9 protein-coding genes are annotated in these 12,577 nt (G+C 59.5%); 8 read left to right on the forward strand and 1 reads right to left on the reverse strand.

The genetic code is table 11. From position 1 onward, the window contains the following. Window positions 1–174 precede the first annotated feature (174 nt). The 8 genes from LAP85_01855 to LAP85_01890 all read left to right on the forward strand — a co-directional run bounded on the left by LAP85_01855 (window position 175) and on the right by LAP85_01890 (window position 10,604). Window positions 175–1,764, forward strand: coding sequence for an NAD(P)H-hydrate dehydratase (locus LAP85_01855; protein ID MBZ5495120.1), 1,590 nt, complete (start codon window positions 175–177; stop codon window positions 1,762–1,764). After that, the gene (tsaE, locus tag LAP85_01860; protein MBZ5495121.1) at window positions 1,761–2,255 is read left to right on the forward strand and encodes a tRNA (adenosine(37)-N6)-threonylcarbamoyltransferase complex ATPase subunit type 1 TsaE; all 495 of its coding nucleotides are present in this window, start codon (window positions 1,761–1,763) and stop codon (window positions 2,253–2,255) included. The genes LAP85_01855 and tsaE overlap by 4 nt, the downstream gene beginning before the upstream one ends. A 208-nt stretch (window positions 2,256–2,463) precedes the next feature. Then, the gene (locus LAP85_01865) at window positions 2,464–3,378 is read left to right on the forward strand and encodes a dihydrodipicolinate synthase family protein (GenBank protein ID MBZ5495122.1); all 915 of its coding nucleotides are present in this window, start codon (window positions 2,464–2,466) and stop codon (window positions 3,376–3,378) included. Then, on the forward strand, window positions 3,375–4,814 hold the full coding sequence (gene bshC / locus LAP85_01870; GenBank protein ID MBZ5495123.1) for a bacillithiol biosynthesis BshC: 1,440 nt from the start codon (window positions 3,375–3,377) through the stop codon (window positions 4,812–4,814). The genes LAP85_01865 and bshC overlap by 4 nt, the downstream gene beginning before the upstream one ends. Window positions 4,815–4,924: 110 nt before the next feature. Next, the gene (bshB1, locus tag LAP85_01875) at window positions 4,925–5,650 is read left to right on the forward strand and encodes a bacillithiol biosynthesis deacetylase BshB1 (GenBank protein ID MBZ5495124.1); all 726 of its coding nucleotides are present in this window, start codon (window positions 4,925–4,927) and stop codon (window positions 5,648–5,650) included. A gap of 88 nt (window positions 5,651–5,738) precedes the next feature. After that, a complete protein-coding gene (locus LAP85_01880; protein MBZ5495125.1) occupies window positions 5,739–6,305 on the forward strand; it encodes a hypothetical protein in 567 nt (188 codons plus the stop codon). Window positions 6,306–6,331: 26 nt separating this feature from the next. Next, window positions 6,332–9,013, forward strand: a complete 2,682-nt coding sequence (locus LAP85_01885) for a matrixin family metalloprotease (GenBank protein MBZ5495126.1) — start codon at window positions 6,332–6,334, stop codon at window positions 9,011–9,013. A 154-nt stretch (window positions 9,014–9,167) separates the two neighbouring features. Beyond that, window positions 9,168–10,604: a sugar transferase gene (locus LAP85_01890; GenBank protein ID MBZ5495127.1), complete on the forward strand. Its 1,437-nt coding sequence runs from the start codon at window positions 9,168–9,170 to the stop codon at window positions 10,602–10,604. A gap of 193 nt (window positions 10,605–10,797) precedes the next feature. Here LAP85_01890 and LAP85_01895 read toward each other — a convergent pair whose 3' ends face one another. Next, a complete protein-coding gene (locus LAP85_01895; GenBank protein ID MBZ5495128.1) occupies window positions 10,798–12,552 on the reverse strand; it encodes an ABC transporter ATP-binding protein/permease in 1,755 nt (584 codons plus the stop codon). Between the last annotated feature and the right edge of the window lie 25 nt (window positions 12,553–12,577).

Genomic DNA, 12,577 nt, shown 5'->3' on the forward strand with positions numbered 1-12,577 from the left:
ATATGCTCGCTGAAAATCAGTGTCAATCAGTAAGGGGCGTCAGATAAATCTCATCGCAGAAGGCGCTCTGGACGCAGGGAAAAATCCGTGTTTCCAAGCCCTTGCACAGGTTTTCATTGATTTTTGTCTGAGCCCTCGGCGGCCTCTGCGTTCAGACTGTAAGGGAACCCATTTATGAAAATCCTGACGGCAGTGCAAATGGGAGAGGTCGACCGGCTCACGACCGAGCGCTACGGGATTCCCTCGCTCCTGTTGATGGAGAACGCAGGCCGGTCGGTGACCGACGAACTGGAGAAAGTCTGTCCCAGTGCGGTCAGGAAACGCGTTCTGATACTTTGCGGCACTGGGAATAACGGCGGTGACGGACTGGTGGTCGCGCGGCACCTTGCTGCCCGAGGCGGGTGCCCGGAAGTCTGGGTTATGGGGGATCCAGCAAGATACCGGGGAGACGCACTCGAGAACTGGAAGATGTTTCAATCTATGGACCTCCCGGTCCAGGTTTTGCCGGGCGTCAAAGAGCGCTCGGCTCTGCTGAGACGCGCTCCATTCCCGGATGTCGTTATTGATGGATTGTTTGGGACAGGGCTTTCCAAACCGATCGGCGCTGATTTTCGCAGCACCATCGACTGGATCAACAAATCTCGTCCTCGGTCCCTGGTGGTCGCGGTGGACCTACCCTCGGGGGTGTTTGCCGACTCGCCGCTCCTGGAAGGAGTGGCGGTGCAAGCCGACCTGACGGTTACATTTACGGCCCTCAAGGCAGCATTGGTATTTCCGCCTGCGGCCGGCAGGGCGGGGCGCGTCGTGGTTGCCCCAATCGGATCGCCCGCGGCGCTTCTCCAGAGTCCCGAGTACCGCACGGAACTTATTGACAAGGCTCAAGTGCGGCGCGCGCTTCCCCGGAGGGCACGCGACAGCCACAAGGGCACGTACGGCCATGTATTTGCCCTGGCGGGATCAAGAGACAAGAGCGGAGCGGCGCTTATGACCGGGCTGGCGGCACTGCGTTCCGGAGCCGGCCTGGTCACGCTCATGCTGCCTGAGAGTCTCCGGAAGGACATGCTGGGCAAGGTTCCGGAACTGATGACTGTCTGGCTGCCGGAAACGCGGGACGGAACAGCCGACGCCTCGGCAGCCGCGCTGGTTCTCGATCAGCTCGCGCAAGCAGATGCGGTGGTCGTCGGTCCCGGATTATCGACGAATTCACCGACACAGCGATTGGTGCGAGATGTCGTCCGGAATGCGCCGGTCCCAGTCGTCCTGGATGCTGACGGCATCAATGCTTTCGCCGGCAAGGTGGAAGACCTGCGCAACGACGCTGGGAATCCGGTCGCAATTACGCCCCATCCGGGGGAAATGGCCCGGCTTCTGGGCACGACCATCGCGGGTGTCCAGCGGCACCGCCTGGAAATCGCCCAGGGTTGCTCCGTGAAGCAAAATCTCTTTGTCGTGCTCAAGGGATTTCAGACCCTCGTGGGCACGCCCGATGGACGCGTTTTCGTCAACGACACCGGCAATCCTGGCATGGCGACCGGAGGAACCGGAGATATTCTGTCCGGGATGATAGGGCGTTTTGCGGCAGGGTGGAAAAGCAAGTTCAACGGCGCCAACATGGAAGCTCTGGCAGATTACCTGTCGGCTGCGGTCCATCTCCATGGTCTGGCCGGTGATCTCGCCGCAGTGGAGAAAGGGGAGGAGTCGCTGATCGCAACGGATCTTCTCGCCTTTTTACCGGATGCTTTCAAGAGAGTGTGCCAGGAATGATCGCAGTCCGCAGCCATCAGAGACCGACGGTCCGAAGCATCCGCAGCCGTTCTCCGGAAGAAACCGAGCGATTGGGGAGGCAGCTTGCCTGCACCCTCGCTGTTCCGGAAGTGGTCTTGTTATGCGGCCCTTTGGGGATTGGCAAGACGACCCTGGCGCGCGGTCTTGCACAGGGGCTTGGCGTCGAAGATCCGGCTTCCGTTCACAGCCCGTCTTTTACGATCGTAAATATTTACCAGGGGCGCTGTCCGATTTATCATGTGGATCTTTATCGTCTGGCTGGTGAACGTGATTTGAGCTCTGTGGGGCTGGAGGACTTCCTGGGCCGGGACGGCGTGACCATCGTCGAATGGGGCGAGCGGCTCTCGACCCATTGTGATGCCGCTCTTGTGATTGAGCTCGAAGACGCGGGCGGGGACGCACGCATTCTCCGCATCCGCCAAACCGGTGCACGTAACCGGCAGAGAACGCAGCCCCGGCGAGGAACTTAGTGCGTGCTAAACCTGCGGCCTCTGGCGGTGCGAGCCTGGCAGGCTCAGCCGTTCCGGCGGGCCCTGGGTTGCTACCAGCCCTGCATTCCAGGCGTGGTCGCTTACTGGGCGCGGGCCTCAGGCCTGCTTTTGGATTGTGAATAGGAGTGTGAGGAACGGGCTCAGTACCGCCCCCCACTCGATAGCTACTTGATTGAGAGGCGAATTTATGAACAAGAGCTTATCCGGAATTTTTCCTCCAGTTACTACACCATTTGATTCTGACGGCCAACTGCTGATCGAAAAGTTCAAGGAGAACCTGGACCGGTGGGCCGCGGCGCCTCTCGCCGGACTGACCGTCCTGGGATCAAATGGGGAAGCCCATTATCTCTCGGATCAGGAAAAGCTCCTGCTGGTGCGCGAGGCCCGCCTGCGAACTGACCCCGCCAGGACCCTGGTTGTGGGCGCCGGGAAGGAAGCGACGCGCCTGACGATTGAATTCGTCCGCAAGGTCGCAGACCTCGGTGCGGATTATGCCCTTATCGGCATGCCCCATTACTACAAGGCGCGCATGACTGACGACGCCTTGTTTGCCCATTTCTGGAGTGTCGGCGACGAGTCCCCGATCCCGGTTCTGATTTACAACGCGCCGCAGTTTACCGGGATCAGCGCAAGTGCGGCCGTTCTCGAACGGCTCGGCGCGCACGAAAACATAGCGGGCATGAAGGAAAGCTCCGGCAACCTGCCCTTGCAGGCGGAAGTGCGCCGGCGTACCCCCGAACGATTCCAGGTTCTGGTCGGATCGGCGCCGACATTGCTGCCCAGCCTGATTCAAGGAGCGTGCGGAGGGATCGTCGCGATCGCCTGCGCCTTGCCCGCCCTGACTACTAAGGTCTACGAAAGGTACCTCGCTGGCGACTGGAAGGGGGCAGCCGATCTGCAGAAACGGCTGTCACCACCGGCCGAGGCGGTTACCAGTCTGTTCGGCATCCCTGGCCTGAAATTTGCCATGAGCCTGATGGGCTTTTTCGGCGGCGAGGCGCGTCTGCCTCTGTTGCCCTTGAAGGATGATCAGCGTGCGAAATTGACATCGATCCTTCGGGCGGCGGGTGTGCTCGACGCCGCGGAACATTCACAGCATTGAGATTCCGGGATCTGCCAGGATTTCCACCGCTGTTTGTCGATTTCGTCGAGGGTGCGCAGCCTGCCCGGACATTCTTCGGCTGCCCGACGGATGCCGAGAGCCTCCGATCACGCGCCGCATCGTCCCAGACGCGACTTTTGCCGCGCCGGGAATTGTGTGATCTGCTTCTGGCACAGGCGGAGCAGTTCGGCAGCGGGGAGGCGGCGCTGGCCAATATCGCAAGGCTGCGCGTTCCGCAAACCGTGGCAGTGGCTGTGACTCTGCGCCCGGAACTCTTTGGCGGTCCGCTCTGCAGCTGGCTGAAGGCCCTGACGGCGGCCCGGCTGGCAGCCTGGCTCGACCATGACGGCAGGCCCGCGGTTCCGGTGGCTTGGATCGATCCCAGGATCGATCCGGCCTGCCTGAGTGTCGGGTTGTTCGCGTCAGGCAGTCTGCAACGCTTCAACCTCGATGACAGGTCCGGTCCAACGGTTACTGTCCCGGACCAGATCAAGGACTTGCTGGGGCGGATCGCCCTCGCGTTCGATGTCACTGCGGGAGATTCGGACGTTCTGCGGCTGCTGGAAACGGCCTACGAGCCCGGGAAGGACTTCGTACTTGCATGGGGGCAATTGATCTCCCGATTTCTCGAACCCTGCGGCATAATTCTGCTGGACCCGAGGCAGAACGGTTTGCCGCCTATAATGCGTTCGCTGCCGCCATCCATCGACAAGGATAAAATTGCGGCGCTGCTGGCAAAGCAGGACAAGCACCTGATTGCCGCGGGCTACGGACCGAAGAAGCAGCATGTCGAGGGAAACCAGGATGTCCAGCCGCTATCACCCCTTGTTGGACCGAATCTGGTCTTGCCTGTCGCCGCGAACGTGATGGATGCTTCCGAGGCATACGGGTTCGCCCGCAACCAGGCGATCTTCGGCGAGCTACGATTGCCGCCGCCAGTCATTTGGCCTGCCGTGAGCGCCACTTTGCTCGAGGCGCGCGACCGAAAAGTGCTGGCACGTTACGGGATAGGCATTGAAAAACTCTTTATGGGATCATCGGTTATAACTAATAATCTAATGAAACAAATGAGCGTTGGCGAGCAACAGGCCCGCATGGATGGGCTGAGGGCAGAGGTCGAGGAGCATCTGGCGAATCTGGCGAGCCTGGTGCCCCCGGCGGACAAGCTCAGGCAGGGAATCGAGAAATCACGGCGGCGAATGGTTTATCAGATCGACAAACTGAGGAAGCGGCTTTCCGATGCCGAGATGCGGCGCCGGGAAGCGATGGTGCGGCAGATTTCGCGCCTGTGCGACGGGCTTGCGCCCTGGGGCCGGCTGCAGGAGCGGGAGTTCGCAGCTTTTCAATTCGTCCAGAGGCACTCGCGCGCGTTGCCGCAGCGCCTCTGTAAAAGCATCGATCCCTGGAAGTTTGAACATCAACTCATTTTGCTATAGAGCAGGTTTCCCATAATGCAAACAACGAGGATCCTGAGGGGCTCGAGTGGACCTGTTCAAGTTTGTCGGGGCCTCGGAGGCTTTCGGGATCTGATTCCGGTTACGAACCTATGCCGCTAGATATACTTGCTTTTGGAGCACATCCCGACGATGTCGAATTGCACGTCGGGGGAACACTGGCCAAAATGGCCGCCCGCGGTTATGCGGTCGGTGTCGTAGACTTGACTCGCGGGGAATTGGGAACGCGTGGAACCCCGGCCATTCGAGTCCGCGAGGCCAGGAAGGCTGCCGGGATTCTGGGACTTAAGGTGCGGGAAAATCTCGGCCTGCCTGATGGGGGCGTTCTGGTAACTCCTGCGACGCGCCTCAAAGTGATTCGCGCCTTGCGGAAGCACCGCCCCATGATCGTGCTGGCACCTCACTGGGACGAAGCCCACCCGGATCACGCCAACGCGGGCAAGCTCGTCGCCGAGGCGGCGCATCACGCAGGGCTCGCGAAAATAAGGACCGGCCAGGAGCATTTCCGGCCGAAGGCGATCCTGTACTTCATGCTGCCTCCCTACGTCCGGCCCACTTTCATCGTAGATATATCCGAGCACATCGCGCAGCGTGAGGCGGCGATCCGCGCTCATCGCTCCCAACTGTTCGATCCGGGGCGCGAACCGGATACCTACCTGAGCCAGCCCGACTTCCTTTATCGCGTCAATGCAGTCGTCTCTTATTACGGCACGCTGGTCGGCAGAGCCAAAGGTGAGGCATTCTTCATGAAAGTGCCGCCCGAAATTCCTGATCTTGTCGATTTCTTCCGCAGGCAGGGCCTGCGGCGCCTGCGCTGAATCACTGGAGAATGTGTTGTCTTTTACAATGGTTTCATTGTCATATTTGAGAATATCCTCGTCCTCTATTGAAGATGGAGGAAGTTTCTTGCCCAGGCGCAGATTAGGTGTTGTGGCATTCGGTGGTTTTCTCCTCCTGGCGCTCGCGGCAGGTGCGGCGACCTATCGCCGCATGTCGCTCGACGCCCTGGTGCAAGGGTCCGATTACGTCATTTATGGCCGCGTGATCGAGAGCCGCCCGCTATGGGACCCGGCTACCCGGATGATCTGGACCCGGACGGAAATTCGGGTCATCGATGGCCCTAAGGGTCAGGCAGGGATCACGCTTGCGGTGACGGAGCCGGGCGGAATCCTGGATGGGGTTGGAGAACTCTATCCCGGAACACCGCAGTTCCGCGCAGACCAGGAAGTGGTTCTCTTCCTTTACCGTGCGCCGGGAAATCGCGTACGCGTTACCGGATTGCAGCAGGGCGTCTATGCTGTGACCATCGATGGGCAGACTGGAGAGCGCACAGTGACACCGGCCGCGCCTCCGCCCGAAATTGTTTATGAAGAGGGATCGCCTTCCGCGCGGACCCTGAGTCAACAGGCGCCTGGCCCCGAAAAGCTGAGCCGGTTTCTCTACAATATCCGACAAAAGGCACAGACACGATGAAGACTGGGGCTGGAAGGCGCATTGCGATGCCGCTGCTGATCGCGGCGGGCGCCGTGCTGCTGTCCGCCCTGTCGGTACGGGCTTATGTACCGTTGCGTTGGGGAGCGCAGGGCGTGCCGGGTGCCTGGGCCATCTCCCGATTTCCGCTTGCGTTCTTCCTGAATGAAGCCTCTGCGCAAGGAACGTCGAATATCTCACCCGGAAGCAGCCTGATGGCCGCGGTCCGGGCTGCGATGTCTTCCTGGCAAAGCGTCCAGACAGCAGAGATCCGCTTTGCCGACCCGACTCTCACAGCCGTAGATTCTGCTCAGCATGATGGCATAAACGTGATTACCATGGCCGACACGCCGATCAATCGGGAGGTCCTTGGGGGAGATCAGGGTGCCGTTGCATTGACCCGGATCGACTTCAATGCAAACACCGGTGAGATTACCGAGAGTGACATCATCCTCAGCCCGGGCTATCCCTTTTCGACGAACCAGGCCCCTTACACCTATGATCTTCAGGCCATAGTGACTCACGAGCTGGGCCACGCGCTTGGCTGCGATCACTCCCCGGCGCAAAGCGACACCATGTTTGCAGTGACGGCGCCGGGCGAGTTTTTCCAGCGCTATCTTTCGGCGGATGCGATAGCCTTTGTCAGCTTTACGTATCCCTACAAGGCTCGGATCGACTCGCTGGGATCGATCTCCGGGCGGGTTACCTCAGGTGGCAACGGCATCTTTGGCGCTTCCATAGCGGCGGTGAATCTCGACCGCAATCTCGTGTACGCAGCCTTTTCTGAGCCAGGTGGCGGCTTCACCATCAACGGGCCGGTCACAGGGCGGTATGCGATCTACGCGGAGCCTCTTGATGGACCGGCAACTCCGGATCAGCTGCTGGTTCAGGGGGCCAACGCCTACTACAAAGGGCTGAACACCTCGTTCCGCACAGTTTTTGCTGCAGAACAAAGCCTAGGTGTGGATGGCTCCTCCAGGACGCTGACTGTGGACCTCGCCGTGTCCCCGGGCTCACCCACGCTGAACATCGACCGGATGGGGCGTGGCGATCCGGACAACGGCCTCGGATACCTGTCGCCAGGATCGGTTCTCGCAAGCCCGGGCGAGACGCTGAGCTTGTGGATCGGCGGCGCCAATACCTGGAAAGTCGCGGGCGTGAGCGACATCAAGGTTCTGGGGACCGGCGTTGTACTGGACTCCTCGCGGGGCATAAGGGTTCTGAAGAACGGCAGCGGTACTGAAGTAGGCATCTCGGTTCTGGCTCACGTCGCTCCCGATGCCGCGCCGGGAGCAAGAACGGTGCTGCTCAAAGTCAAGGACGAACAGGTCGCGAGCACCGGCGGCATTATAGTGGCGGCGCAGGCGCTGCCTGCGACAACTCTCTATTTCCCATACCTGAAGGCAACTCCCGAACGGTATACGGGTATCGCGCTCGCGAACTTGACCCCGGATGTCCCGGCGATTGTCCGCATATCGGGCCGCGACGCGCTGGGAGCCCTGCTGTGGAGTGAGGATGCCATCGTTCCTTCTGATATGACCCTTCCAGGCGGGGCACAGACGGCGCGGCTCGAGCGCCAGATTTTCAACCTGCCGCTGAACACCGTCCAGTCTGGATCGGTAACCGTGGAGTCGGATAGCACTAACTTGCATGGTCTTTTCCTGACGGGCGATTTCGCCGGCACCTGCATGGATGGAGCTGAGGCGTTCTCCCGAGGTTACGCCCAACTGTGCTTCGTCGATGTACTGCAGGATGCGAACACCTCGACCGAGATCCATTTGATGAACATTGATGATATGCCGGTGACCGTGGACCTCGCGCTGGTCGGCGGAGGCGGGATCAGAACTGTGAGACGAACGATTCCCGGGGACGGGAAGATCGGAGAATCGATCTCGACATTGTTCGGGTTTTCGGGCGAGCTCCATTCCGCGCACGTAACCGCAACCACGACCGCGGAGGCACTGGCGGGCTTCGAGCTGATAAGCCAGCCGGACGCCGTCGCCGGACTCAATGCACTCCCATTGGAGAATGCCGGCTCCGTCCTGTACTCACCCCAACTCGCGGTGGGCGATATAGGGGTCCACTTCGATACCCGGCTCAACGTCGTGAACGCCGGCCAAAGCAGGACGACGGTGACGGTTGCCCTCCTTGACGAGGGCGGACTGCTGCTGGCGCCTGATACGAAGGTCGTGGACCTCGAGTCCGGTGCGCACTTCAGCCTGGATGTACGCAGCTTGTTCGGGCTCGAGCACGCACAAGGGTATATTCAGGTGTCGGCGTCAGGAGACGGGAAGCTGCTTGGCAACGTTTTGTTCGGCGACGGCGATCCTACTGCCGGCAGGCTCAAGTTCGACGCAGCACTCCCGCTGTTCACTTCCGGATCCCAGAGTTTCCTTTTTGCCCATCTGGCCCAGAGTGCCGGCTACTACACAGGAGTGGCCTTTTTGGCGCCGGGAGACGCAAAGTCGCCGGCAAACGTGAAGGTTGAAGCTTTTGACAGAGCCGGTCACAGCAGGGGGAGCGCTTCATTTCCGCTTTCTCCCGGCCAACGATACGTGTCGCTGCTCAGCGGTCTGATACCGGATACCGACGGGCAGCTGGGCGGTTATGTGAAGGTGACGTCCGACCTGCCGGTCTTCGGCTTTGAGCTGTTCGGGACGGCGGACGGGCAGTCGCTTTCGGCTGTTGCGCCGCAACGGTTGTTGAAGTAGTCTGTGCTATAATTCGACCTCCCTTCAGGGGAACGCAGAGAACTCAATCTTAATATTTTCGGGTCTTTGCGTCTCCGAGTCCGCGCGGCGCGTTCGTTGCTTCCATTTGCCGCCGGGACCGGGAACGCCAAGCCGCCAAGAATGACCAAAGACGATGTTTCGCGAGCACGCCCGGCTGTCTGCCATTCTCCAGTTTGCTGCTGATGTGATTCTTACCTGTCTTGCGTTTCTTTTCGCCTACTGGGTCCGCATCCATCTTGAGAGCATCACGCCTGACCCACTGCTGCCGCTGTTGAATCCCGCTTTGTATCCGCTCTCATACTACTGGAAGTACGTGGGACCGGCCGTGGTCGGGTGGGCGATCATGGCGTCTATCCTGGGGCTTTACCGCCTTTCGATTCGCCGATCGGATTGGGAGAAGATTCGCATTATTTTTGAAAGTGCTGTGCTGATGGGACTGTTTCTAGGATTCCTATCCTACGCCGTGAAGCTCGATCTGAGCCGCCCGCTCATGGCACTTTTTGTTTTCTCGCAAATCTGCTTCCTTACGCTCGTGCGCATGGCCATAACACTCCATTACCGGAGGCGCCGGCTCCCCGCGCAGAGCCGTCGCAACATTCTGATTATTGGAAGCGGGGACAAAGCCAGCGAGATGGGAAGGCTGGTTTCGCGTTACTCGGATTGGGGATTGAAGATCCTCGGCTACATAGAACGGGATCGAGGGGATCATGTGAGCCCCGGAGTGGAAGTCCTGGGAACCATCGCGGACATTCCGCAGATCGTCGAAGAAAATGTTGTGGATGAGATCATTTTCGTGGGCAGCAAGCCCAGCGATCTGGAAAGCCTCGACGAAATCCTGGCAATCTGCAGGGAGCAGGGAATCCGCACGCGCGTGGCAGTCGACCTGTTCCCAGCCAAGGTTTCCAATGTCTCGATGGAGTTTCTCGAAAACGTTCCGCTTCTCACGTTCAGCACGACTCCGGACCATGCGGCCTCGCTTTTTGTCAAGCGGGTCATAGACATTGTTCTATCGGCAGTTCTGCTTGCGGTTTTGTCGCCGTTGATGCTTGTCGTCGGCGCCCTGATCAAACTGACTTCGCGGGGACCGGTCATCTACAGACAGATTCGATGCGGTCTTTATGGCCGGAGGTTTATGCTTTACAAGTTTCGCAGCATGAAGGAAGGCGCCGAGGATGTGCTTTGGGAGATCAAGCATCTCAACGAAATGGACGGGCCTGTCTTCAAGATGCGCAACGATCCGCGGGTAACACCGCTGGGCCGGCTCCTGCGCAAGAGTTCCGTTGATGAGCTGCCACAGTTCTGGAACGTCCTCAAAGGAGATATGAGCCTGGTGGGGCCGCGTGCGCCGCTGCCCGACGAAGTCAGGGAGTACTCCCGATGGCAGAGACGCCGGTTGTCGGTGAAGCCCGGGATCACATGCCTGTGGCAGGTTTCAGGCCGCAACGAAATCGATTTCCACGAGTGGATGAAGCTCGATCTGCACTACATCGACAATTGGTCGCTTCTCCTCGACCTCAAGATCCTGTTACGTACTTTCCCCGTCGTGCTGCTGGGTAAAGGTGCGCGCTAAAACAAAATCTCGGCGCAGCGGGAGCAGAGGACGCGGAAAAGATCTCTTTCCACTCCTCTCTGCGCGCTCTGCACCCTGTGCGTTGAGATCTTCAACCGGATTATTCATGGATGTGCGACCAAAATGCAGTTTTGGACGCGGGCCAACGCTGAGCGACGCCGACCGTCCGGTTCTGCTTCATGAATAGTTCAGGTTACGCAGTATCACTGACCACTTCATTTGTCGGTGCAAGAAGCTGATCCCTGTACTGCAGTTGATAGAGCTTCCAGTAGAGGCCCTTCTGTTTGAGCAGTTCCTGATGCGTGCCTATTTCCCGTACCCGGCCGTGATGGAGGACCAGGATGCGATCGGCATTCTGGATTGTCGAAAGTCGATGGGCAATGATGATGGATGTTCGTCCCGCCAGCAGCTTCTTGAGCGCATCCCGGATCAAGAGCTCCGTCTCGGTGTCGATGCTCGATGTGGCTTCGTCCAGAACCAGGATCTTCGGGTCGTAGGCGAGCGCGCGGGCAAAGGCGAGCAATTGCTTCTGGCCGACGGACAGGGATGAGCCGCGCTCGCCAATTTCGGTCCGGAACTGCAACGCCAGGCGTCGGACGAAGCTGGATGCGTGGACGATGTCGGCGGCCTTCTCCACCTCGTCATCCCCGATCCGGCCGTTTCCGAGCCGGATGTTGTCGGCGACGCTTCCGGAGAACAGAAAAACGTCCTGAAGCACGACCCCGATCGACTGGCGCAACCCCTTGAGGTCATAATCCTTCACATCAACGCCGTCCACCAGGATTTGTCCCTGGTCGATGTCGTAGAATCGGCTCATCAGGGCTATGATGGTAGTCTTCCCCGCACCGGTGGCTCCAACGAGCGCGAGCTTCTCTCCCGGTCGTACCACGAAGGAAACATCCCGCAACACCGGCTCGCCCGGGTTGTAAGAAAACGTCACATGGCGGAACTCTATCGATCCCTTGTCTACCGAGGCAGCCTTTGGAGCCTGCGGCGCGCCGATAGCGGGGGGTGCGTCCAGGAGCTTAAAGATCCGCTCTGACGAAGCCATCGCCGATTGCAGGATCGTGTATTTCTCGCTCAGATCGGAGATCGGGCGGAAGAATCGGTCCGAGTACTGCACGAAAGCGACCAGAGCACCCAGAGTCAGGCTCCCCTCGAAGACCTTGAGACCGCCGTACCAGACCACGAGCGCAACCGCGAGGGCACCGACCAACTCGAGCAGCGGATAAAACAGAGCGTAGTAAAAGATGGACTGCAGGTTGGCATCGAGGTGTTCACGGTTGATTTCCGTAAACCTCCGATATTGGCGCCTTTCCTGGACAAAGCTCTGAACGACAGCGGTTCCCGTGATGTTTTCCTGCAGGAATGCGTTGATGCGGGCGATGGCCGTGCGCACCCGCCGATAGGATTCGCGCACCTTGATCTTGAACAGGAAGCTGATCAGGAACAGGAGGGGTATTACGGAGAAAATGGCCAGCGCGAGCTGGTAGTTGAGCACGAAAAGTATGACAACGATTCCTGCAAGCGTGAAAATGTCGCCAAAAACGGAGATCACGCCGGCGGTGAACAGCTCGTTCAGAGCGTCGACATCGGTGGTCACGCGCGTCATCAGGCGGCCCACGGGATTCTTGTCGAAGAACGCCACATCAAGCTGTTGCAGATGCCGGAAGATCTCCATGCGGAGGTCATACATGATCCGCTGGCCCATCAGGTTCAGCACCCAGGTCTGGCCGTAGCTGAATCCAAAGGCCCCGAGCAGAGTCAGGACATACAAGACGGCGATCCCGTTCAGCCCCGCGAGGTTGGAAGTCCGGATATACCGGTCGATGGCCTCTTTGGTCAGCCAGGGAGGAAGAACGGAGAGTGCCGAGCCCGCGATAATGTAAAGGAATGCCAGCGCAGCCGCCCCTCGGTACGGCCGGATGTAGCGCAGCAGGCGCCGCATCAGATGCGCATCGTAAGCTTTCCCC

It is taken from the genome of Terriglobia bacterium, from assembly GCA_020072565.1.
In the GTDB taxonomy this organism is placed as follows: domain Bacteria; phylum Acidobacteriota; class UBA6911; order UBA6911; family UBA6911; genus JAFNAG01.